The sequence below is a fragment of the Weissella muntiaci genome (genome assembly GCF_008107635.1).
GTDB classification, from domain to species: domain Bacteria; phylum Bacillota; class Bacilli; order Lactobacillales; family Lactobacillaceae; genus Weissella; species Weissella muntiaci.
Window position 1 is genome coordinate 79325 of record NZ_SDGZ01000024.1, and the last position, 25113, is coordinate 104437.

At 41.9% G+C, this 25113-nt stretch carries 23 protein-coding genes; 5 read left to right on the forward strand and 18 right to left on the reverse strand.

Annotation, left to right across the window (positions count from 1 at the left end; translation table 11 throughout):
• Positions 1-12: 12 nt before the first annotated feature.
• On the reverse strand, positions 13-795 hold the full coding sequence (gene map, locus ESZ50_RS10030; protein ID WP_148623581.1) for a type I methionyl aminopeptidase: 783 nt from the start codon (positions 793-795) through the stop codon (positions 13-15).
• Between the two features lie 376 nt (positions 796-1171).
• On the opposite strand from map, the gene ESZ50_RS10035 reads away from it, so the two are divergent.
• Entirely contained in the window at positions 1172-2407 is a 1236-nt protein-coding gene (locus ESZ50_RS10035; protein ID WP_148623583.1) for an aminopeptidase, read from the forward strand.
• Positions 2408-2451: 44 nt separating this feature from the next.
• On the opposite strand, the gene ESZ50_RS10040 is transcribed toward ESZ50_RS10035, so the two are convergent.
• From ESZ50_RS10040 to helD, 9 genes are all read right to left on the reverse strand, one after another.
• On the reverse strand, positions 2452-2889 hold the full coding sequence (locus ESZ50_RS10040) for a low molecular weight protein-tyrosine-phosphatase (protein WP_148623585.1): 438 nt from the start codon (positions 2887-2889) through the stop codon (positions 2452-2454).
• Positions 2890-2911: 22 nt separating this feature from the next.
• On the reverse strand, positions 2912-3814 hold the full coding sequence (locus ESZ50_RS10045; protein WP_148623587.1) for an RluA family pseudouridine synthase: 903 nt from the start codon (positions 3812-3814) through the stop codon (positions 2912-2914).
• 106 nt (positions 3815-3920) lie between these two features.
• Complete coding sequence (locus tag ESZ50_RS10050; protein ID WP_148623589.1) at positions 3921-4676, reverse strand: DUF4811 domain-containing protein; 756 nt, start codon at positions 4674-4676, stop codon at positions 3921-3923.
• Positions 4676-6235: an MDR family MFS transporter gene (locus tag ESZ50_RS10055; RefSeq protein ID WP_148623591.1), complete on the reverse strand. Its 1560-nt coding sequence runs from the start codon at positions 6233-6235 to the stop codon at positions 4676-4678. The genes ESZ50_RS10050 and ESZ50_RS10055 overlap by 1 nt, the downstream gene beginning before the upstream one ends.
• A 299-nt stretch (positions 6236-6534) precedes the next feature.
• Positions 6535-7890, reverse strand: coding sequence for a Sapep family Mn(2+)-dependent dipeptidase (locus ESZ50_RS10060; protein WP_148623593.1), 1356 nt, complete (start codon positions 7888-7890; stop codon positions 6535-6537).
• Between the two features lie 15 nt (positions 7891-7905).
• Entirely contained in the window at positions 7906-9411 is a 1506-nt protein-coding gene (locus tag ESZ50_RS10065) for a YfcC family protein (RefSeq protein ID WP_148623594.1), read from the reverse strand.
• Positions 9412-9656: 245 nt separating this feature from the next.
• Complete coding sequence (locus tag ESZ50_RS10070) at positions 9657-10370, reverse strand: LysM peptidoglycan-binding domain-containing protein (RefSeq protein ID WP_148623596.1); 714 nt, start codon at positions 10368-10370, stop codon at positions 9657-9659.
• Positions 10371-10756: 386 nt separating this feature from the next.
• Positions 10757-11698 (reverse strand): type I pantothenate kinase, encoded by a 942-nt coding sequence (coaA, locus tag ESZ50_RS10075; RefSeq protein ID WP_148623597.1) that lies wholly within the window; start codon positions 11696-11698, stop codon positions 10757-10759.
• Positions 11699-11726: 28 nt separating this feature from the next.
• Complete coding sequence (gene helD / locus ESZ50_RS10080) at positions 11727-14015, reverse strand: RNA polymerase recycling motor HelD (RefSeq protein WP_148623599.1); 2289 nt, start codon at positions 14013-14015, stop codon at positions 11727-11729.
• A 294-nt stretch (positions 14016-14309) separates the two neighbouring features.
• Here helD and ESZ50_RS10085 point away from each other — a divergent pair, with 294 nt between their 5' ends.
• The 4 genes from ESZ50_RS10085 to ESZ50_RS10100 all read left to right on the forward strand — a co-directional run bounded on the left by ESZ50_RS10085 (position 14310) and on the right by ESZ50_RS10100 (position 16468).
• Positions 14310-14615 (forward strand): hypothetical protein, encoded by a 306-nt coding sequence (locus ESZ50_RS10085; protein ID WP_148623601.1) that lies wholly within the window; start codon positions 14310-14312, stop codon positions 14613-14615.
• A gap of 94 nt (positions 14616-14709) precedes the next feature.
• Positions 14710-15405 (forward strand): hypothetical protein, encoded by a 696-nt coding sequence (locus ESZ50_RS10090; RefSeq protein WP_148623603.1) that lies wholly within the window; start codon positions 14710-14712, stop codon positions 15403-15405.
• Positions 15406-15418: 13 nt separating this feature from the next.
• Entirely contained in the window at positions 15419-15778 is a 360-nt protein-coding gene (locus ESZ50_RS10095; RefSeq protein WP_148623604.1) for a hypothetical protein, read from the forward strand.
• Between the two features lie 261 nt (positions 15779-16039).
• Positions 16040-16468, forward strand: a complete 429-nt coding sequence (locus tag ESZ50_RS10100) for a hypothetical protein (RefSeq protein ID WP_148623605.1) — start codon at positions 16040-16042, stop codon at positions 16466-16468.
• A gap of 121 nt (positions 16469-16589) precedes the next feature.
• Here ESZ50_RS10100 and recA read toward each other — a convergent pair whose 3' ends face one another.
• The 8 genes from recA to ESZ50_RS11770 all read right to left on the reverse strand — a co-directional run.
• Positions 16590-17750 carry a recombinase RecA gene (recA, locus tag ESZ50_RS10105; RefSeq protein WP_148623607.1) on the reverse strand — a complete coding sequence of 387 codons (1161 nt, stop codon included), beginning with the start codon at positions 17748-17750 and terminating at the stop codon, positions 16590-16592.
• A gap of 84 nt (positions 17751-17834) precedes the next feature.
• On the reverse strand, positions 17835-18308 hold the full coding sequence (locus ESZ50_RS10110) for a nicotinamide-nucleotide amidohydrolase family protein (RefSeq protein WP_148623609.1): 474 nt from the start codon (positions 18306-18308) through the stop codon (positions 17835-17837).
• A 168-nt stretch (positions 18309-18476) separates the two neighbouring features.
• Positions 18477-19061 (reverse strand): CDP-diacylglycerol--glycerol-3-phosphate 3-phosphatidyltransferase, encoded by a 585-nt coding sequence (gene pgsA, locus ESZ50_RS10115; RefSeq protein WP_148623611.1) that lies wholly within the window; start codon positions 19059-19061, stop codon positions 18477-18479.
• An 18-nt stretch (positions 19062-19079) separates the two neighbouring features.
• Positions 19080-19955 (reverse strand): helix-turn-helix domain-containing protein, encoded by an 876-nt coding sequence (locus tag ESZ50_RS10120; protein WP_246111547.1) that lies wholly within the window; start codon positions 19953-19955, stop codon positions 19080-19082.
• A 116-nt stretch (positions 19956-20071) separates the two neighbouring features.
• Positions 20072-21334, reverse strand: a complete 1263-nt coding sequence (gene yfmH, locus ESZ50_RS10125; RefSeq protein WP_148623615.1) for an EF-P 5-aminopentanol modification-associated protein YfmH — start codon at positions 21332-21334, stop codon at positions 20072-20074.
• Positions 21315-22586, reverse strand: coding sequence for an EF-P 5-aminopentanol modification-associated protein YfmF (yfmF, locus tag ESZ50_RS10130; RefSeq protein ID WP_246111548.1), 1272 nt, complete (start codon positions 22584-22586; stop codon positions 21315-21317). The genes yfmH and yfmF overlap by 20 nt, the downstream gene beginning before the upstream one ends.
• A gap of 121 nt (positions 22587-22707) precedes the next feature.
• Positions 22708-24153, reverse strand: coding sequence for a cardiolipin synthase (gene cls, locus ESZ50_RS10135; protein ID WP_148623619.1), 1446 nt, complete (start codon positions 24151-24153; stop codon positions 22708-22710).
• A 347-nt stretch (positions 24154-24500) separates the two neighbouring features.
• Positions 24501-25113, reverse strand: a 613-nt coding sequence (locus tag ESZ50_RS11770; RefSeq protein WP_187387623.1) for a hypothetical protein, incomplete at its 5' end; no start/stop codon positions are given.

Genomic DNA, 25113 nt, shown 5'->3' on the forward strand with positions numbered 1-25113 from the left:
TGTCCTTACCGTTTATAAATATTTTGCATCAAATATGGGATCCTGGCTGGTTAAAATCTTTGGCCCGTCATTTGTAATTGCAATTGTATGTTCATACTGCGCCGACCAAGAACCATCAGCCGTTGTTACTGTCCAGCCATCCACGTCAGAAGTTTCAGTCTGCCACCCACCGACATTGACCATCGGCTCAATAGTGATTGTCATTCCAGGCTTCAAACGAAGTCCATGGCCGGCAACGCCATAATGTGGTACTGATGGATCTTCATGCATCGTTGGACCAATTCCATGACCAACATATTCGCGCACATTTCCAAAACCATTTTCATCCTCAATATATGCATTCATGACTGAGCCTATATCACCCAGCCGGTTGCCAACTTGTGCCTGCTCAATTCCAAGATATAGCGCCTTAAATGCTACGTCCATCAAATGTTTGTTCTCATCAGTAACGTCGCCAACGGCATACGTCCATGCCGAATCAGAATATGCACCGTCAAGTTCAACAACTGTATCGACTTTAACTAAATCACCATTCTGCAAGAAAAGTTTCTTACGTGGGAAAGCATGTGCTACTTCATTGTTGACAGACACCGTCGTTGCATACTCGAATCCTTCAAAACCAATTTGAGCGGCTCGACCACCATGATCCTCAATATATTTCCGTCCAAATTCCTCAATTTCCCAGGTTGAGATACCAGGCTTGATTATATCGCGTAAACCAATGTGCATCCCAGCGATTATCGCTCCAGACTCTTTCATGGCTTCAATCTCTCGTGCCGACTTCAAAGTAATCATTCTATAACCTTCTTATCCTTAAACTTATTCATTTTCCCATTATACCGGATTTTAATCTTTCGAACCATTCTGTCCATAAAATCATAAGAGAATATGAAGGAAAATATACTCTAAACAGTTATTTTACCTTGATATACCCGGGCGATTTGAATACAGAATATGGCAAATATGTATAGATATCTTTTAAACACATAAATCACTATAAATTTTACTTTATCATCAATGTGCCATCACCAAATTTCCAAATAATGTACTCCATAAAACTTTTCTTCTATAACAGCGCGATTAACATATTATGAATATGAGCTACAATCATTTAACCAATCCGCTTTCTTGGTGTAAACTTTTACAAAAGACAAATAATGAGGTAACCAATATGCTTAATAATTTAGACGCTCTTTTAAAAAGATACGCCAAGGTCATCACTTCAATTGGCATCAACGTTCAATATGGTCAAGATGTCATTATCTACGCCCAAATTGATCAAAGTCCTTTAGTTCATCATATTCAAGACGCCGCCTACGATTTAGGTGCCAATAATGTGATGGTCGAATGGCAAGATACTCACACCGCCCGCGGCTTTCTGAATCATGCCCGCGAACAAGATTTAATTGATCAGCCAGCTTGGCTAACAATCCGAGCTGAAGAATTAATGGGCCGTTCAACTAGTCGCATCAGTATTATCTCTGAAGATCCAGATGGCTTTGCCGATGTCGATCCAGATCGCGTCTCAACTTACCAACAATCCTACCAACGAGCCGTCAAAGCTGTTCGTGAGGCCACAATGAATAATGATGTTGCTTGGCTGGTTGTCGGCGCCGCTGGCAAGGAATGGTCTCAAAAGGTCTTCCCAGAATTGGAGCCTGAACAAGCCCAAGCGCGTCTCTGGGCAGAAATCTTTAAGACTACCCGGATCGATTTAGACCACGATCCAATCCAAGCATGGGAACAACACATTGCAGAATTGAAGGAAAAGGCTGACTGGTTGAATCGCCAAAACTTCAAAGCACTGCAATATAAATCGGCCGTTACAGACTTGACTGTCGGATTAGCTGAGAATCATCTATGGGAGGCCGCCGATTCAGTTAGCAAGGCTGGTAACTTGTTTGTCGCTAACATGCCTACTGAAGAGGTCTTTACGTCGCCTGATGCCCGTCATATCAGTGGACATGTTCGTGCAACTAAGCCCCTCTCATATTCAGGTGTACTAATTAATGATATCGACTTAACCTTTGACGAAGGTAAAGTGACCGCCGCACACGCTTCAACTGGTGATGCCGTCCTACAGCAACTTCTTGCCACTGACGCTGGTGCCCGTTCACTGGGTGAAGTCTCATTGGTTCCTGATCCTTCGCCGATTTCTCAATCTGGAATTATTTTCTATAACACGCTCTTTGATGAAAATGCTTCGGATCACCTTGCATTGGGTGCTGCCTATCCCTTTAACGTTAAAAATGGTACCCAGCTCAGTGCGCAAAAGCGCGCCGAACTTGGTCAAAATGATTCCTTAATTCACGTTGATTTCATGATGGGATCAGCAGATATGAATATTGATGGACTAACTCATGATGGGCAAACTATCCCGGTCTTCCGCAATGGCGACTGGGCTTAATGAAAAAGGTCGTAGCAAATTAATCTGCTACGACCTTTTTTATATTATTCATCCTTTTTCAACAAATCCGTTAGACCAGCCGAAATCAATTGATAGGTTAAAGCAAAATTGCCACTGTACCAAGGATCAGGTACGTCCTCACTCAATAATTTATGAATCTTCCCCAGGCTACCTGCCGGCGCCATAGCCCTTAAATCCGTCAAATTACTTTCATCCATCGCAATAATCTCATCGAAATAAATAAAATCAGCAGGTTTAATTTGTTGACTCGTTTTCCGTTGATCAAATGGAATTCCTTTTTGCGTTAAGATTGCTTGCGTTCCACGATGGACCGGATTACCGTGTTCCCAACCGCTGGTTGCCCGCGAAACAATCTCAAAATCACCATCGCGACCACTTCGGTTTACCAAATCCTTCATTACAAATTCCGCCATTGGACTACGACAGATATTACCTAAACACACAAAAGCAATTTTTCTCATTCCATTCCTCCTAAAGTTAAAACTAAAACTCTTTTAAATTACGTGGAAAATCATCCGGTAACGCTGCTGCCAAAGAGACAGTCTGATCAGAAAAGGGCAAAACAAACTTGAGAGCAGCCGCATGTAATAGTAACCCCGCCGGATATGACTCAGTCAGATTATATAATTGATCGCCAACAAGCGGATGACCAACGGCCGCAAAATGCACCCGGATTTGATGAGTCCGACCACTCGCCAATTCAATTCGCACCAAGGTATGATCAAGGACTTGATGAATTTTGATCCATCGAGTGCGCGCCGCTAATGGCAAGGTTCCACCAACCATTCGCTTTCGATTATCATCTGGATCAATCCCAATTGGCAACTCAATCACGCCCTGTGCTTCATCAAATAAACCATCCACCCAAGCCAAATAAGTTCGTTGTAACGTTTTATCGCGCAGCTGTTGATTTAGAATCGGTACAACGACCGGATTTTTCGCGACCAACAAAGCCCCCGTCGTTGCACTATCCAATCGATGAACCATATAAGCACTTGCAGTACCACTTTGTTCTTGAAGGTATCCTTGAACAAAATTCAACATCGTGCCTGTCTCACCCGGTGAGTTTGGATGTGTCTTAACATTCCGCGGTTTATTAACGATCAACAAATCCGCATTCTCATAAATAATCTGTGGCTGTTGGCTTTGATCAGGTACATAACTCGATTGAGCCGTAATAAAATCTGCACTCTCAAAGCGCATCTCAATCCGATCACCTAATGCCAAAACCGTCGAAATTGGTTGATAACGTCCATTCACCTTAATTCGGCGCGCTTGACGCAATCGTCCTCGAACGCGCTTTGGAATCAAAAAAGCTTTTAAGAGTTCTTTAGTCGAAAAACCAACAAAGTGTTCATCAACTTCAACCGTCTTCATCCACTCCATTTTTCAACTCACCCCATCCTTAAATTTAATAATATAAAAAGCACATTGTCCATTCAAAGAGCTTATTGTAAGCTCCTTAAAAAGGACAATGTGCTTTTATTGTAACTTATTGTGCCAAACTCTGCTTAATTGCTTGGGCAGCAACTTCAGCAGTTGCTGTCTTAGTAGCAGCTTGAATCTGACTTTGACTTGCTTGTGGGTTAGCTTGCATATACGCTGCAACCTTTGCCTCAACAGCCGTCTTCATCTGCGCTTGTTGCGCTGCAGCAACCGTTGGATTACTTTGTGCAGCAGCCTGACTGGCTTGCATTTGCTTAGCTTGTTCAGCTGTCAATACAACCCAAGTTGTCTTGGGAACATAAACAGTCTTAACCCGCTTGGCAATTTCGCCCCCTTGGCCACCAACGCCAAACATGATTCGATAGAAATCATTCTTCCATTCCCAACGAGTCGTAACCGTCTTGGCGGTAGCAGTCGTCTTATCAGTTAGACGATAAGTTGTCCGCTCATTGACTGCAGTCGAAATATGTTTCTTATCAGGAACCCCAAAGGTCGTTGGCTTCTTTGCATCCGCCGTCTTGCTGTAAACCAAAACATAGTTATCAGCTTTTGTTCCCAACCGTTGCGTAATTAACATTCCTGCTGGTGACGCAGAGCTGGCAGAATAAACTTTGCTCTCCTTGGTCGTGCTGACCTTCTCCATCCCAAAATGGTTTGAGAAATTCAGCGTTAATCCGACCACCGACAAGGCTAACAGAACCATTAAAACAGATCCCAACACAATTCGCGTTGTCGTCTGCTTAACAAAGGCCCAAGTTGCAAAGGTTGCCAATGCAAAAACGATCATTATTAAAATAATCATTATTTAGCCTCCATTTCTACTTCTTCATGGTCAACACGCTTACTGTTTGTTGAACCAGCAATTAGCTTTCCTTTACGCAAGAACATCGCAAAGATAATTCCAAGCACTGCGAAGCCGAAGCCAAGTCCAAATGAAACGTGGAAGCCCTTCATTGAAGCTTGCAAGTAATCATTCGCATATGCCAATGGATTTGTTACTTGCAAGTGCTTTGCAGGCTCATTGTTATTGATAATATCTTGGGTAACAGATGCTAACAATGCAACCACAACGGCTGAAGCAACTTGACGAGCTGTATTATTTGAAGCAGTTGCATGGGCAGCTTCTTCTTGTGGTACAGCAGACATTGCACTAGCTGTTAATGGCATCATTGCCATAGCAATACCAAACATCCGCAAGGCGTAAAGTAGTGTAATAAATACGTCCGGTGTTGATGAGCTCAAGAACATAAATGGTAACGTTCCGATTGCCAAGATTGTGAAACCAACCATAGCCAAACGACGAGCACCCACCCGATCATAAACTGCACCAGCAATTGGTGATACCAAACCAAGCATCAAAGCACCTGGCAATAGCATCAACCCAGAGTCCAAAGGACTCAAGCCATGAACATTTTGTAGATAAGTTGGCAACATCATTTCAACACCCATCATCGCCATCATGGCCATCATTACAGACAGAGTTGTCATAGTGAATTGCTTATTTTTAAATACTCGAACATCCATAAATGGATCGTCCATCTTCAATTGACGCAAAACGAAACCGATAATCACGATCACACCAAACAGAATTGGTAGGATAACCGTCTTCATATCACCCCAACCATCAGATGACACATTTGTGAATCCCCATAGGAAGATTCCAAACCCAACTGCTGAAAGGATTAGTGAAGAAATATCCAACTTCATCTTACGATTTGGCAAAACATCCTTAACCAAGAATGGTGTCAAAATCCAAACGACAATCAAAACTGCCATTGGTAGATAGAAGATTGTCCGCCATGAATCAGAAATCAACAAACCGAAGATATGATGGTTTTTATCCAAGATCCAACCTGACAAAGTAGGTCCGATCGCTGGTGCCAAACCGATTACTAGCCCGTTTAGCCCCATCGCTGCTCCACGCTCTTCAGCTGGGAAAATGTTGACCATGATCACCTGCATCAAAGGCATTGTGATTCCCACAGCAATGGCGGCCAACATCCGACCGACCAAGAACATGATCCACATATCATTGCGGGCTGGTGTAAATGCAGAAATTGCCATTCCTGCAAACAAGATTGTATAGGCAATCCAGTACAACCATTTACTTGAAATTCTTGTAACCAAGAACGCCGAAACCGGCACCATAATTCCATTTGCCAATAAGAACCACGTTGTTGCTTGTTGAGCAGTTCCCAAGTTAATGTCAAAACTTGTCATCAATGTTGGAATCGCTGTTCCCAACGATGTCTGCATTAACATACCAGCAAAAGTTCCGACCAACAATACTAAGATCATTGCTGTTCGGTTATATGGCTTTCCATGTACATCCAGAATTGGACGCTTATTATTTGCTGCCATTTCTTCCTCCATCATCTTTACCAAACTTTTTCTCTAAACTATTAATCATAGTTTTTATAATTCACAAGTTGTTATTCTAAACCTCTTAATTTATAAAATCAACGTCTTTGTCAAATAAGTTGACAAAGTTTTTTAGCTACAATTAAATTAAAGCGTATTCATTGCCCGTAATTTAACCTTCCAATCGAAATAAAAATATTAAAAAATTTCAGGCGGAAATAACTATTTAATAGTCATATTCATATCTCTAGTTAAATTAAAAGACAGCCAAATCTTCCAATTGGCTGTCTTTTATCATACTACTTTTCGACGAATAGTCGATTTAATACTTCTGCATAGATTTCCATCATCTTAGTCATGTCCTTGATCGCCCAGCGCTCATTCGGCTGATGCATATAATCAGGCGTATCTGGGAACATCGCACCAAAAGCAACACTATTCTTAATTGTGCGAGCAAAGGTCGCCCCACCAGATACCATCGGTTCTGCTTCCGTATCGCCGCTTATCTCCCGATAAACATCAATCATCGTCTGCACCATTGCAGAATTTCGATCAATATATAATGGCGCCAAATAATCAATCTCACTATATTGCAAGGCAAAAGGTGCAATAAATTCTTGTAGTTGACTAACGACAGCATCCTTAGCAACCGTCACCGGAATTCGGATATTCATAGCAATTCGAGTCTGCTCTGGTGTAATCTCGACTTTTGCTAAATTCAAAGTCAGCTTACCGGACTCAGGATCTGAGATTTCACCCAGAATTGTCGTCTTGGCCTCGATTGCCTGATCAACCGCCGTTAAGAACTTAAAGATGTTCAACTCCGGATATAATGCTAACAACCCGTGTCCTAAACGTGTGACAGCATTAATGCCATCGAGAGCGTCCTTAGCATGGGCACTTTTTCCCTGAACAGTAATCGTCGTACCATCAAGCGTATAAGGATAGTCCAAATCATCCAATACTTGCGCCAGCTTTGTCGTCTGTTCTGTTGACAAAGTTACTTGCGCACCATCCGGTACAGCATTATATGCTCCTCCAACAGACAACATGATCTCGCTCAAACCAGGCCCAAGCAAATCAAAGTCTAATAGGCCCTTCTCAGCATACGTTAGTGGGAATTCAGCATCCGGAACGAATCCCATGTCGATGCCTTCTTCTTTAGCTGTATATCGTTCCATACAACGCCAAAGGTTTTCTTCGTCGGTCCCATAAATAAACCGGACACGGCCTTTGAACTTCACCCCAGCATCTAACATAGCCTTAACGACATACATAGTAGCAATTGTTGGCCCTTTATCGTCTTGAGTACCACGACCAATCATCACCCCATCGATAACCTGCATATCAAACGGCGCATGGTCCCACTGCTTTTCATCACCACTTGGCACAACGTCTAAGTGACCGATAATACCAAAGACTTCAGATCCGGTACCAATCTCCGCATATCCATAATAGCCTTCTGGATCACGATATGTTGTAAAACCAAGTTCTTTAGCAATTGCCAAAGTCTCATCCAAAGCAGCTACGACTGATTTGCCGAAAGGAAAGCCGATCCCAGTAGCGCCTTCATCTAATACTGAAGGAACATCAACTACGCGCTTAATCGAAGCAACCGCTGCGTCGATATCTGTTTCATTGAACCAATTTTTCATTTATCTACACCCCTTCTAAATGAGCGTACCAATTACCAGCAGTACACAAGTTGCAATAAACAACATTAGAATTAACTTCCATGTATATTTGATCCAAACCAGAATATTTGTTCGTCCAATCGTCAAAGCACCCATCACGATTGCAGAAGTTGGCGTGATCAAATTAATCAAACCTGAAGCAGATTGATAGGCCGTTACAACCAAGGACTTATCAACGTGAGCGAATGTTCCCATTGGTCCCATAATCCCCATCGTCGCTGCTGCAAGTCCTGATGTTGAAGGAATCAAGAATGACATTGGAATGTAGAAAATATATGTCAACACAATAAAGATTCCTGAAGGCAATCCTTGAAGCGCCTGTTCACCGAAGTGTAATACCGTTCCTGTAATCATTCCGTCGTTCATTACGACTTGAATTCCACGTGCCACGGCAACAACCAAAGCAACTCCGATCATTTCAGAAGCGCCATTCATAAAGGCGCTCACAAACTTGTTTTCTGCCATGCGAGCAACCACTGCAATCACAATTGCCATTAACATAAATAGCATTGAGATTTCAGCAAAATACCATTGACCCAACGGAACCATATCTGTTCCGAGGACCTTCCCAAGGACTGGTATGCCCACAAGCCACTTGGTTAGATTATCAAAGAACGTCCAGTGTTCATTTAATTGATCCCATGGAACCAGCGAGACAATCATAATAATGAAAGAAGCAAAGAAAAGTACGTTAACGCGCTTTTGTGTCCGTGAAATCCCTTCAAAGTTTGCCAACTCGCTGGTGTCAAAGTGAACTTCGTCTTCTTTACGTTGACTGTACAACAATGACTTTGTTGGATCCTTTTTAATCTTGTTCGCATAATGCATGGTGTACCAGATTGAGATCCCCAGTAATACAACCAACATAATTACACGAAGCCCCATTCCGTCACCGACAGAAATCCCCAGCGTCTGACTGGCAACTCCTGTCGCAAACGGATTAACGGTCGACGCTAAACATCCAACTTGCGAGCCAACTAATACAACTGAAATTGCCACAATTGCGTCATAGCCGACTGCCATCATGACTGGAATTACCAAAGCATACAGAGGAATCGTTTCCTCAGCCATTCCATAAGTTGAGCCACCCAAGGCGAACAAAACCATTAGAATCGGAATTAGCATCTTCTCCTTACCAGAGAAACGCTTTAATAATGACGCGATTCCAGCGTTCAGAGAATTCGTTGAATTTACAACGCCCAAGAAACCACCAATAATCAAAATGAATAGCGAGATTGTAATCGCACCGTCAGTGGTAGCATTTCCCAGCATCCCATTGATTGGGGCCATCAAGACATCCCAAATCCCTTGAGCATGTGATGCAACCGCCGTATACGTGCCTGGTATAATCTGCCCGTCCGCATTCGTCTGATATTTTCCGGCTGGAATAATCCAAGTTAAAATTGCAATAATCGCCGTAATCATAAACAAAATCGAATACGCCGACGGCATTCTTAGTTTATGTTTCTTTTCTTCACCCATATTGTAGCCTCCCAGAATATTGTTCAAGTAATAACACTATTTTAAGCTTTTCCTGCCTTTTTTCAACCTATTTTGTATAATAATTCATTTTCGTCAAAAAAAAGACATAAAGAATTCGCTTTCGACAAATATTTATACATTATGTCAAATCACATTCTTCACATTCCGTTTTAGTGGAACTATAAGTTATACTCGACAAAAAAAAGCAGACGGCATAAGCCATCTGCTCTGATAAATCTTAAATTTTACCACCAACCATTTGCCAAACGGAATTGAACCGCGGCATCAATTGATCCGTAACGTGATACGGCGTAGTTAACCATACCTTGAGTTTGAGTAGCAACACTACCGTAACCCCATGCTTGCATTGTTTGTCCCAAACCGTGATAACCATTTGGTGATACGGCGTTAGGGTTTCCACCTGATTCTGGCATTACAACATATTGCCACAAAGCAGCAGTTCCACCAGCAGCGATAAACTGATCATAAGTTGAACCAGTACCAGCTACAGCAGCAGTACTTGAAGCACTAACAGTTGTAGTGGTAGCAGCAGCTGATGATGCAGCGGCTTGTGATGCAGCAGCTGATGATGCGGCGGCTGATGATGCAGCAGCATCTGAAGCAGCGGCAGCTGATGATGCAGCGGCCAATGAATCAGCGGCTGATGATGCAGCTGACTCAGCAGCTTGTGATGCAGCAGCTGAATCGTTAGTTGTTGAATCTGCAACAGCAGAAGTTGGAATTGAAATCTTTTGATCAACGAATACCAAGTTGGCATCACTAATCTTGTTTGACTTTACCAAATCCTCAACAGTCAAGTTGAACTTTTGTGCCAACTCACTCAATGTATCACCGTCTTGAACCGTGTATGTTGATGCAGCGTGTGCAACTGTTTGACCAGCGGCCAAAACTGATGCTAAACCTGCGACTGTTAATGCTGTTTCTTTAATCTTGTTCATAAGTTGTATTTAACTCCCTTTTGACTGCTTAACAGCAGCTCATCGTTTGTTGTCCTTCCCAGAACAATTTCTGGTGAATCTCACTTGCGAAGTTCTTTCGCAACCACAAACAATAGTTTACCAAGCCAGAAGCTTGTTAAATAACAGTTATATTACAATTCATAACGAAAGGCCCGAATATTCCAAATCACGTGTAATATTTCTGTCACATTAACCGGTGTAACAGGTAGAAACCCTATTCTAATAACATTCACAATTAGATCGTTAACTGGTTAACTCAAGCGTTTTTTGTAATTTTATTCTTCATAATTTAGTCATATTTGGCTTTTTTATCACGAAATGACGTACTTTGTCATATTTGTGATAATTTGATAAGTTAACTTTTATTATTTTCGTAACCAAATCTGATCAATTACATGCCCCACTGTCTTATGGAGCACAAGGTCTGCACGCTCACGTGTTGGCAAAATATACTGTTCAAGGTTGGGCAAGTTTACCGTTTTCCAGACGTTTTTAGCAATCTTAATCGCATCCGCTAAAGGTATCTGTGTCCATGACCAAAAGAAATTACTTGGATCATTATTGACAAGTGCTTGCTCTCGCAAAGCATCAAATCTCGAAATATACCAATGCTCGATCAAACTAGTTGCAGCATCCACATAAATCGACAAATCAAAGAAGTCTGAAACGTATACTGGCGAGTTGGGACTTGTTTGCAAAGTGTTAATCCCTTCAATAATGAAGATTTTAGGCCGCTTAAAGACATCATATTCATTTGGTAGGACGTCCGAAATATCATGCGAATATCGTGGTGAGCGCACTTCTGCAGCCCCGTCTTTAATGTCATTTACGAAACTCAACAAAGCCTCCATATTATAAGACTCTGGGAAACCCTTTCGATCAAATAAATTGCGGGCCTTCAATTGCTCGTTTGACATCAAAAAACCGTCGGTAGTTGTCAAAGCAACAGACGCCTCACCCATGTCAGCTTGCAACATTAATTGTAATAGTCGTGCCGTGGTCGATTTTCCAACTGCAACCGAACCAGCAATTCCGACCACAAAGGGGCTTTGATGATCGGTACGTCCAAGAAACGCTTGTCGCTCAGCAAAATTACGCTCATATTGCGCATAACGTAGTTTGATATAACTAACTAGCGGTTGATAGATCGTTAAGACGTCATCCATTGAAATCTGGTCGTTAAATGCTTTGATATTCGCTAATGCTTTTGGAGTAATTAGAGCCGACTGGGACGCGCTCATCTTTGACGCAAGCGCTCCCCAATCATCGCGCTCAATTACTTCATAATTAAAGGCCATATCTGTCATTATTAGATCCTGCCATTCTTCTTAAAAGTTACTTTTCTACTATATAAAGATCCTGAGGAACTGCAGCAAGTAACGGTGATAATTCACCAACTGCAAAAATCGTCAATTGATGCATCGCCCGAGATGCAATTGTGTAAACCAATTGTCGCTCATCATCACCATGGTATGTTTCCGCCGAGGCGTCCCACATGATCACTGCATCAAATTCCAAGCCTTTAGCAAGGTATGCAGGGACAATAATGGTCCCCGGAACTAAACGTTGGTTCTCAGTCCGAATAACCGTAACATCAGTCTGATCACGCAATAGCTCATAAACAGTCTCGGCCTCAGCCAAAGTCTTTGTGATAATCGCAGTGGTTTCATTAGCAGCCAAATTAGCTGTTAATTGCTGCTTGGTAGCTTCCGCCATCTGCTGGTTATCAACGACGACTTGGACACTTGGCAACTCTCCTGCACGCTCAAAAGCATCAATTTCGGCTCCATCAGTTAAAATTGCCTTCGAATAATCTGTGATCTGTTGCGTTGAACGATATGTTTGTGTCAATTGAACATACTCAGACTTCGTTGGGTCAAACAATTCAGCTAATTCACTCTGTAAACTAACAGCATTTTCTTTTGTAAAAATCGCCTGATTTAAGTCGCCAAGCATTGTAAAGCGTGCTCTTGGGAACGAGAACTTCAAAAATGCTAATTGGAATGGCGTATAATCTTGAATTTCATCAATAAAGACAAAGCGAATATCACGTTCACCACGACTCCCTTTAATTTGATCAAATAAAAACATAAATGGTGTCATATCTGCCAATGACAGATCACCTTGCTTCATTTTCTCAATCGTAACCTTTACGCCTTTTTCCCAAGCCGCCTCTGATAATCCGTTAGCTGCTAAATCAATCAAATTAGGAACTGTTTTCAAAAAATGTACAAACTGATTATTGATATTGATAAAACGATTGCGATTAACTCCGCGAACAATTGGCGCCAATTCCTGCGTCACAATTAACTTGGCTAAAGTCTTAAATTCCTGGTCGTCGGACTTAAATTCACGTGGATTATCACCCAGCAGTGAATCATACTCTTCCTTTGACAAAGCTTGAACGGCGTCTTCCACCCATGGCTTTTGCATCTCATTACCAATCCGCCCTTGTAGCATCTTCAACAGACGCTCCTTCGTTGCCTGGAGGCGATTACCCAGATTATAGTTTGCATTGAAAGAATAGTAAATATCGGCAATTTGCTCCTTACTGATGATTTCTTCACCACGGAACTTAATAGGGCGCACCCGAATTTCGGCTTGGTTCAAGCTTTTTGCATAGCGCTCCATCGCCTTGAAATAAAGACTAGTTCCCTTCAAATCTATGATCTTCTTTCGGTCGCCGGTTGCTTGGGCTTCAAAGCGCTCTTGCAAAGTTTCTAGGTGCAACTTAGGTAAACGACGTGAAGCATATTGATAATAAGTCATCTGAACCATATTTTGCTCACCGAGTTCAGGTAGGACTTGATCAATATAATCATTGAATAACTGATTAGGTGAGAACATCACCACCTGCCCGGCATCAATGCGGCCACGGTAGCGATAAAGCAAAAAGGCCACTCGTTGCAAGACCGCCGATGTTTTACCGGACCCAGCTGCCCCTTGTACAAATAACAAGTCTGCCGCTGTGTTTCGAATGATTTTATTCTGTTCTTTTTGAATGGTTGTAACGATTGACTTCATCTTGGTTGAAGACTCACCAGCCAATGCATTTAGTAATAATTGGTCTCCAACCGTCTCATCAGTATCAAAAAGCGTCACAATCTTTCCATCTTCGATTTGGAATTGACGTTTCAACTTTAAATCAGCCGACTGAGTCCCGTCCGGCGTTTCATATGTAACCGGTCCAAGATTGGCATCATAATAAACTGACGAGATTGGTGCACGCCAATCGTAAATCAAGAAGTTATCAACTCCATCAGAGAACGAGGCCAAACCAATATAAATTGGCTCTACATTGTCCGAACCTGGCTCTTGAATGTCAATCCGTGCAAAATATGGCCGCTGCTTTAGGCGCCCAAGCACTTCAGCTTGATGCGATGCAGAGTTCATTGCTAATTCACGCTCTTGAAGCATTTGTTGTTGCTGGCGTACGCCCATTGCCGTCTCAAATAGTGAGCCGTATGTTCCCGCCTTAATCCGCACATCCTTCCAACCGCTCTCAACGTCTTCTTTGTTTGATTGTGCTTGTTGTAAGTCCTTTTGATTAGCCACTATGGCGTCTTGAATTTTTACTAACACGCCGTCTAGTCGTGTTTGCTCTGTTTGATATGGTGTTTTCATTAGGGCCTCCCTGAAGAAAATTCGTTATTCCATTCTACACTTTTTTTGGCGTTATGTGAACTAACGCACCAGTATTAATGGATTACATCGACCATGTTCCGAATTATCAGACCATTTATATACTTAATTTTCTCAGCCAGAACCTTAAAAGGCTGTCATAAAGGCATTTCGAGCCGTACACCTTTAAAGATTTATATAATTAAGATTTAATTTATCCTATAATGTTAATTGTTAATATGACAATTTATCAGCAAACATCTTCATTTCATATTTTTTGAACTCAGGAGAAATAATATGGGATTATTCAAATCAAAAGAGGAACGAACAGAAGTTAAGTACGCCCAAGCGATTAAACCCCTTTTAGCTGAGCAAGACGGGAAAACGCACACAGTTCTGATTCAACAACAAGATCTAAGTGCCACACTGTACTTTGCAATCAGTGGTATCGAAATTAATAAAGACTACACTAGAAGATTCGACTATCTGTTAACAAGGATGCAAGACGATGGATACGAAATAATTAGTATCGACAATGAAATCGCATCGAACCCGTCTGATCATAAATACACCATGTACAGCGCGTTCATTACATATAAATAGCGTTTCCCTCTCACCCATACGTGCAATCATGATCCACGCTAAAAGCTGTGAGTGGTAGGCTTCGGCTTCGGCTCACTAATTTTAGGAGTTTTTTATGAAAGACAAGGTGAAAAAGCCTTTTTATAAGCGGATTTGGGTCTGGGTTATTGTACTTCTTCTAATCATTGGAGTTGGCTCCAGTCAAGGCAAATCGACAGGAAGTAGCTCATCCTCAAGTTCTTCTTCCTCTACAGCTAAAGCAGCCTCTGCAAATTCAACAACGTCTAAGGTTAAGGTTATATCAAACACAGCTGTCACAACTGATCTAACAACTGGATCTGACTATGTTGTTGGTAAGGACATTAAGGCTGGAACATATGACATTACTACAGACTCAGGTTCAGGCAATGTTATGTCTAAAGATGGTCGGTTGAATATTATATTGAGCGCACCTGCTGACGCTAATTCTGATCTATCTTTGACATCTTATCATGCCATTTTAAAGGATGGCGAAACCATCGAAATTGACAGTATTCCTAGCGTCCATTTCCAAGCTTCCACATCACCTACTGCAATTTCAAACGGTAATTTAAACGCTGGGGATTATGTCGTGGGGCAAGATATCGCGCCGGGTCGTTATACACTCGCTTTAGTCGCTGGTTCAGGTAATGTCCAAACCAATGATTACAATGTTAACGAAATTTTCAACTCAGATTCCAGTGCTGGCGGCGTTTCCTCAACCACTGTTACACTTCACACTGGCGAAGTTTTATCCTTTGATGTGCAAACAATCTCATTAACTAAGAAATAACAGGAAGATAATCATGAAAAAAGAGAAATTAGCTCTCAATAGAGCAGCCGGAATTTTTGATATAATAAACGCCGTCGTTTTTACCATTTCCTTTTTCGTTATTGTACTGACAGCCGTAAGCGATGCCATCAGTCACGGCAATAATACTGGTACTGCGACTCTATTCTTCTATGGTATGGCGCTTTTAGGTCTTCTACTACATATTTTAGGATTGCTAAAATCTCGTAAAGCTGGCTTCAAAATTACAGGGCATATCTTAGGAATTATTGGTAATGGAATTTTCTTTCTTTCAGCAATCATGGCTATACCCGCTACCATCTTATTGATTGTTGCCTCTGTATTCACTTTACAACAACGGCAAGTCAATAAGTAGAAGTGCTCATCGCTATTTGTTTGGTAAGGAACAACTGGTATAAGCAAACGACATTATCGATTTTAATTGATCGTAAACATACTATTTGCCAGATATTACTATGAAAGATTCAATGCAGATATTCTATGGTTCACGATTCTTATGGCAAATTAACCGTTATTTATCCAATCATCTATATACGTGCAATCATGATCCACGATAAAAGCTGTGGGTGGTAGGCTTCGGCTTCGGCTTCGGCTCACTAATTTTAGGAGTTTTATCATGAAAGACAAGGTAAAAAAGCCTTTTTATAAGCGGATTTGGGTCTGGGTTATTGCGCTTCTTGTAATTGGCGGAATTGCGTCTAGTCAGGGAAGTTCAACGAGCGATAGTTCATCTTCAAGCTCTGCCAAGTCCTCTTCCGTTTCTTCTGCTTCAAGCTCATCAGTTACATCACAGAAATGGACCCTTGCAGACTATGATGCGCTTGCTGTCGGGGATACCTTATCTGGTGTAGGTGGTGCCAATTATGACGATATTGTTGCCAAATTCGGTAAACCTGATACAAGCTCAGATACTCAATCTGGCGACTATTCTATGCGCTCAGCCGATTGGACATCACTTACAGATGGATCAGTTTTTCTAACCTTCACAAAACAAGCTGATGGGACTTGGTTGCTATCTTCAAAGACTTCTAGTGATTTAAAGTAATCAAATCTTTATCGTCACTAATGTTTTTTAGATCATCTTTTATATTGCACAGTCAAGGATCATTTCCGTACAAATAAAAACCCCGCCTGAGTTAATACTCAAGCGGGGTTTTAGTTAATTATTACTCTTCAATATCCAAAGCAATCTCGTCCGTGTCGTCTGTTTCGACTGATGTTTCATCAATCTCCATATTAGTACCGTCAACTGAGGCATCAATATAAGCAGCACGTACTTGATCATAGATCTCATTGTACATATCTGTACGTTCTGGGTCTTCAAGGTACTTCACAACATTGACCTTACCTTGACCAATCTTTTCACCTTGGTAGGCAAACCATGAACCAGACTTATTGATGATATCCTTATCAACTGCTAGATCGATCATTTCTCCGGTCTTTGAAATTCCCTTTCCGAAGAGAATCTCGACTTCGATTTCCTTAAATGGTGCGGCAACCTTGTTCTTAACGACCTTAATCTTGGTTAGATTACCAATCGTCTTGATGTTTTCATCGTCGTCCTTATCAGCCTTACCAGGCTCAATGGCACCCTTACGGCGAACATCTAAGCGAACTGATGAATAGAACTTCAAGGCACGACCGCCAGGAGTTGTTTCTGGGTTTCCAAACATGATTCCAATCTTTTCACGCAATTGGTTAATGAAAATGGCCGTAGTACCTGTCTTAAGGATTGAACCTGACATCTTACGCAAGGCCTGTGACATCATTCGGGCTTGTAGTCCCACTGTTGAGTCACCAATTTCACCATCAATTTCGGCCTTAGGCGTCAAGGCGGCAACAGAGTCAATTACGACCATGTCGATTGCCCCTGACACGATCAAAGCGTCGGCAATCGCCAAACCTTGTTCACCGGTATCTGGCTGTGAAAGTAGCAATTCATCAACATTAACCCCTAGGGCACGGGCATACTCAACATCCATGGCGTTTTCCGCATCAATATAAGCAACCGTTCCGCCATTGCGTTGTGCTTCAGCAGCCGCATGCAACGCCAAAGTCGTTTTACCAGAAGATTCAGGTCCGTAGATTTCGATAATCCGGCCCTTAGGCAACCCACCAATACCGAGCGCCACATCCAATTTTAGTGAGCCAGTTGAAGTTGACTCAACCTTTGTAAACTTTGAATCGCCCATTTTTAGCACCGATCCCTTACCAAATGACTTTTCAATCTTCTTCAACGCATCATCAAGGGCCTTTGCTCGTTCTTTTGGATCGTCGATCCGGCCTTCAATTTTCTTATTAGGGTTAATATTCTTTCCACTAGCCATAAACGGCCTCCAATTTTTTCTTTTCTTTATTTAAAATTAGGTTTTAACTTAACAATATATAGTTTACCCTAATTTCGAGAAATTTCAAGCATCTTTTCCGGTTAAAAATTTATCAAGCAAGACGAAGGCCGCCTGAACGGATTGCTCACGGACAGCCTGTCGATCACCGGCAAAATGATACTCAACGGTTTCATTTAAATTCGGTCCTACAATGCCAATGAAAACGGTCCCAGCCGGATGACCCTCCAAGCGATCAGGTCCAGCGACACCAGTAAAAGAAACCGCCCAATCCGTCCTTAGAGTGGCACGTGCACCACTAGCCATCGCCTCTGCAACACTTGCTGAAACTACCCCATCACGTGAAATTAGTTCCGGCGCTACATTAATTAACTGAGTCTTCGACTCTGCCGAGTATGTCACAAACGCACCTGGCAGGACACTCGAAATACCACTCACCTCTGCTAATGTTGCCACGAATAAACCAGCCGTTAAACTTTCTGCACTAGTAATTGTCTGACCTAGCTCCATCAGACGTTTCCCCACAACTTCTACCAACATTGTAACTTCCTCCTTATAGCAAAAGAACCCAGTAACTCCATTTTAAGCCTAAAGTTAAAATACCGCTTTAATTGATAACTCATAACAAAAACCGAACGATGCCTATATGATAAACATAGGCACCGTTCGGCCTTAAAAATTGGTTATTTTCCAATTTATTAAGTTTACTTATTTAAATCCATCACTGAAAACTTGTCGGTTTTGATAAAAGTAATCAATTCCCGAGTAAACAGTAAAGATTAACGCAATCCAAATCATGATGGTTGCGAATGGTAAGCTAAACCAAGCAAAAATCACATCATGCAACAAGAAGAAAATTATTGCAATCATTTGTGTGGTTGTCTTAATTTTCCCGGGCATTGCAGCCGCCAACACTTTACCATTATTCTCAACAATTAAGGTCCGTAATCCAGTAATTGCTAATTCACGAATCACGATGATCGCCACGATCCATGCTGGAACCCAACCAAACTGAACAAAGATAATTAGTGCTGTCATAACCAACAACTTATCTGCCAATGGATCCGCAAATTTACCAAAATTGGTCACAAGATGACGCTTACGCGCAATCTTGCCATCAGCCAAATCGGTCAAAGAAGCAACAATAAAGATAATTGCCGCAATCAAATGCGTAACCGGAATGGTTGCACCACCCATTGCCAAACTCCCCCAGTGTAAAGGTAATACCAATACCAACATAAAGATGGGAATCAAGATCATTCTAAAAACAGTTAATTTATTTGGTAAATTCATATAACCAGCCTATTTATCTTATTGACGGACAATGTTTAACGTACTTGTCCAAACTGAAGCACTTCCTGAGCCAGTTTGAACCGTTTGACCATCAATTGTAACTGCTGTTTGGGCAGCATTTCCAAATTTGATCTGTACATTCGTTGCTGAAGCTGGAATTGTTAATTCTTGTGGTTGATTTGGTTGCAAAGTTCCGTTGTACAATGATGTTCCGTTACCATAAGTAATCGAAGTCCACGCCGCAGCAGAGTTTGCCTTAACAGTCATCGTTACTGTTCCTTGCTTATCGGCAGGGGTAACCTCAATTGTTGAAGTCGTCCCAGAAACAGTTGCCGTTCCAATCTCAGTCTTCTTTTCAGAACTACTTGAACTAGCACTAGAAGACTTAGCGCTACTGCTTGAAGATGACTCAACCTTAGATGAAGTTACTGAGACACTTGAAGAGCTAGATGACTCTTGCTTTGAATTACCGGCAAAGGCAGCCACAGCCCACCAAATTCCAGCAATCAAAACTACTACGACTGCCCCAATCACAATCTTTGGTAATAACTGACGGGTCTTCTCAGCAGCTGTATCTTCTTCCAAATGCATCCCTGTCCGTGTTACGTTGTCAGCATCAACACGTGCAGCACTTAGATCAGGTTCAATTTCTGCTGTTTCAAGATCATACTTTTCTAGCAACGCTGTAGGATCGATCCCGACAACGGCCGCATATTGCCGCACAAAAGCTCGCTCATAGAAAGTACCTGGCAACTGATCAAAGTTACCATCTTCGATTGCTGATAAATAACGTTTTTGAATTTTAGTCTGTTGTTGAATATCATCAAGCGATAAATTCTTTTCAACACGTGCATTCTTTAACTCTTCACCAATAGCGCGATTTTGATTCTCCATCACTAAGCTCACCCTTATCTTTTCTAATATATTACAATTATGTGTTATTTTACCATATTATAAGCAGACTTGCTTAGTTAAATCTCAAGTTATGCTATCAATTGCTATATGACCAATTAAAGCTTAGGACGTACAACAACCGTTGCAATCTCACTCACTGGAATCTCACTAATTAATGCCAACACCTGCTCTGCGTCAAGCTGCAAAAGAATATCCAACTCATCTTTGAGTGTTGCATTGTCAAACAAACCACCATCAAAACGCGTGACCAAATCCTCCAACTGATCAAACTTACTAATCAACCGGCCAATCGCATCCCGATGCACATAAGTAAACCGATCCATTAACAATTCAAATTGTTCTGGTAGTTTTTTCAGCACAGCCGTTATTTCATTTGTTAGCACTTCTGGTTCTGCCGTTTCGGCTGCAATCGTCAGGTATGCCGCCCCACGCTCCCAGTCAAATTCCGCAAAGAAACTGTCATCAATCAAGCCATCGTCATACCAGAGCATATACTGATCTGAATGCTCCGAAAAGACAAGATCAAAGGCTAGACTAATCGCCACGGCAACCCTTAACGCCGCTCGACCTTCTGGTAGCTCAACGCCTTCATACCAGCGCTGCCCAAAGGCAACCTTGTTTCTAACAATTGCCATCTCTACTTCAACTGGCTGTGGATCGACTGGCAGTAGTTGATGCTCTCCATAACTCACTGCCCCAGTTTGTGATCGTTGCCCAGCAGGACTATTTCTAATCAACTCGCGGATCGCCGTTAGGTCAAAATTACCTGCAATTACGATATCCGTATTTTCAGGTTGATAGACCGCTTGATAAGCCAACTGCAATTCTTCAACCGTAATCGCATGGACCGATTCGTCGGTTCCAGCAATGTCCTCGGCTAGGGCATCCCCACGAAAAAGGTTAGCCAAAATCAGCCGATAAAGTCGTGAATTCGGGTCATCATCATACATGTCAATCTCTTGACCGATAATATCTGCTTCACGTAATACAGCATCATGCTCAAAATATGGTTCTTGCGTGAAGGTTAATAGCTCTTGAATTGCTGGTAACGCATCACCAGCCGCCGATAGGAAATAACTTGTTCGCGTTTGCGTAGTGAAGGCATTTGCATTCGCCCCCAATTCGCTCAAGCGTACAAAGGCATCATAATCTTTTTGTGCAAAAATCTTATGTTCAATGAAATGAGCCAAACCGCCATGCAGATGCATTGTCGTCCCATCAATCGTCACATCGCGATCGCGCGCTCCAAAGTCAACGGACAGCATTGCGACCGTCTGATGAAAATTCATTCGTGGCAACAAATGTACACGTGTCCCATTTGGCAAAACTTCATGGTATTCAGGCATTACTGGTTGCATCTTGATTGCCTCCAATCAGTTCATAGTTCAGTTGTAACTGGGTTGCTTGTGCGATGCGCTGAATATCTTGAGCCGTGACGGCCTCAACCGCCGCCAGCCATTGATCACTCGTCGTAAATTGTCCCGTCAAAGCTTGAACAAATTCTCGTTCTATAATTCGACTTGGTTGATCTAGAGCTAAGGAATAGTCAGCCATCATAATTCGTTTAATTGTTGCTAATTCATCCGACTCGACTAGCTCTGTCTGTAGTCGCGCCAATTCAGCGGCAATCCGACGTTTTACCTCAGTTAATTGCTCAACTTCAACCCCAGCTTCGACCAACAGCAAACCTGTGTAAAGATTGTAATCCGAAGAAATGGCATAAGCTAAGCCAGCCTCTTCACGTACATTCATAAACAACCGCGAAATTGCATGTCCGCCAAACAAGGTGTTAAAGACGTAAGCAATAAAACGATCTGGTTTTGCCACAACAAGTTGATAACCCAAAACCAATCGTGCTTGACTAACATCAGGTAGCTGTACTGACTGATCTTTAGCCGTTGCCAATAAAGGTTGTGAATATTCCAATGTCAGCTCCGGTGTCCGAGCAGACCAACGCCACTTTTTAAAAGCCGTCATAATCAGCGCCTCGTCAACATTTCCAAAGACGATAATATCAACACGGTCATTCGCCAACATCAGTTGCCAAGCTTCATATGCTTGCTTTTGGTCAACCGCCTCTAACAATTCTGCACTACCAAACGCTGGTAATGCCTGTTCTGATTTCGCAAAATAACTTTGCATCGCTTGACGCAAGGCAAAATATTGCCGATCTTCTTGCAATCCAGCTAATTCGTCAAGTGCGATCTCCTTTTGGCGATTAAAAATCGTCGGATCGAAACCATTTTCAGGATCACCCATTGGTTCTAAGAGTGTTGCCCGCAAAAAATCTAGACCATCTGGTAATACGGTCGCATGTTCAGGCAAATATTCATCATTTGGCAAAATCAAGCTAGCCCGAACGGTATGGAGCTGTCCAGTCTTTAATACATCTACTGAAAAATCTGCACCATATAACTTGCTTTGTGCCTGCGCCATTAAGCGCTGTGAAGGCAAGTTAGCCGAGACAGTTTCAACCATATTACTTGCCAGCACACGTGATCCTACTTGTGCTTGATCAAGGGTTTGTGTGAAATTCAGTTGAATATGGGTTGTTGCAAAATCACGATTTGGAAGCACATGTAGATGTACTCCCGGTACTAATTCCATCATTACCAAAGGTTTCTACCCTTCTTTTCTGTTTTACTTCAAATTTTCGTTTGGCGAACATCTTTAATGCCCACTTAGATAATTATCTGTTTCGTTGAATAATATCATTGATTATTGCCACATTCTACAAAATTGGCGCTAATAAACGAGAAAACATCTGTTTAAAACTCAACCAGTGCGACTGATTAAGAAAGGCTTCCTCAGTCAACTTAGTTGCTTGCGCCAAATCTTGTTCAAATTGTTTTTCCAGTTCTTGTGCAATCTTGGGATCGTAAATGAAGGCATTCACTTCAAAGTTTAAGTCAAACGATCGAATATCCATGTTAGCCGTCCCCACCGACGATAATTTACCATCGACAACTACGACCTTAGAATGTAAAAAGCCACCATTGTAGGTGTATACTTCACCACCAGCCGCCATTAGTTCACGTGCAAAGTACTGGGTTGCACGATAAACAAAGACGTGATCTGGTCGATCTGGAATCATCAGACGTACCCGCACCCCTGCCATGGACGCCAACTGCAAAAGTTCCAACATCGCTTGTTTCGGAATGAAATAGGGGGTCTGGATCGTAATCGTTTGCTTAGCACGGGCAAACATTTGTAAATAACCTTGATAGACTTGCTTGACGTCACTATCTGGTCCAGATGAAACAATCTGCATTGCGACATCCCCATGTTCTTGTGGCGAAGGAAAATAATCCTCCGCAAAATCAAGCTTTTCTTTTCGAGTGGTTGCATTCCAATCTAAAAAGAAACGACTCTGCATGGCTAATACCGCGTCACCAACAATTCGCAGATGGGTATCCCGCCAATAGCCAAACTTGAGAAATTTACCAACATATTGATCACCAATATTGAAGCCACCAACATAGCCAATGTTACCGTCGATGATCACCAACTTACGGTGCATTCGATTATTAAGTCGGAAAGTGAAGAGTGACCACCATGGCATTAGGAAGGCTTCTACCTGTCCGCCAGCTTCTTTAAGGCGCTTGAATAATCTTTTATGGCGCCCATGTGAGCCCCACATATCATAAATCACTCGCACACGCAGTCCTTCGGCCGCCTTCTCGGTCAAGGCATCAATGATCCGATTCCCGATCTCATCATCGTAAATCGTAAAATACTCAACATTAATATGATGCTCAGCATGCTTAATATCATCCAAGAGCGCTTCAAACTTTTCGTAGCCGTCATCAAAAATCTTAACGGCATTCTGTTGTGTAAAGATTGCTTCATCATTTTTTAAAAATAGCCGAATAAAAGCCTGTTCTTCGGAAAAATCATCGAACCGTCCTGCTTGTCGCAACAAGGCTGATTGATTAGCTGCGATTCGATCGATTCCCATCGCTTCCTGAGTTCGTAAATCAAAAATCCGTTTATTGGATAACTTTCGCCCGAGTAAGAAATATAAAATAAAACCAAAAACGGGAAATAAAATCAACACCAATAACCATGCCCAAATCGACGAAATATCACGCTTCTCTCTGAAGACCGTAATAACCGCAGCAATAATATTCAAAACTATAATTAACTCGACAGTCCGTAAAATTATATTTTCTGCCATTAATACACCTCCTTCTTCAGCGTTAGTCTAGTTAAGAATATCAAACTTACTTAAACAAAAAAAGACTTCCTTGTGTTCCATTTATGACTATGACTTCTCTCGGTTAATAAATCTTCATGGGTGTTGAAAGTATCTTCTCTTTCCTACAAATTTAACCTTCCAAATTGTTCGTTTGTACTCAATTAAGAATGCCCCTGCTCGAAATATTTTAAAAAAATATCTCCAACTCGAGTTGCGTATGACAAATAAAAAGCCTATCTCCAACATTTTTCGTTGACAGATAGACTAATTTAACAAATTATAGCGATCTCTCGATATTAACAGATCGGACATCCTTATTTTAAATTTTATTGATTACTTTTATCAAAATATTGGTCAATTACCAGTAATCCGAAAAGAGTTGTTATAACTCCCAATGCTAATAGACCGTCGTTGGTCCCCATACCAGTCATGGGCAATGAGGTTTGACTTTGAAGTCCCTCTCTTTGTGATGTTGCGGTAGCTCTAACTTCTGCTAATGCATTAGCACTCTTAACCTCGATAATCTGGATTCCCATTGCCGTTCCGATGCTCCCATCTGGATTAGTATAAGCAAGTCTTGTCATTACCGTATAACTTCCCTGAGATTTTGGAACAAAGCTATTTCCGGCGATAATCATCTCAGAACCATCAGGCAAGATCACAATCGTTTCTAGCTTTCCAAGTGTTATATTATCGGTACCTGGCGTAACCACTGACGTAATATCCACACTACTGCCAACAGTGACTATTTGATTTGCTGGCACTGAAACGGTTGGCTCGATTATAACCGTAATAATTTGCTTTGCCGTCACTGTACCAGTACTTCCATCGAGATTTGTGTAAGGCATGGTTGTTGTCACCGTATAAGTACCGGGGGTCGTCGGTGTATAACTTGTACCTGTTAACGTCGTCGTTGTGCCTGTCGGGGTCGTAACCGTC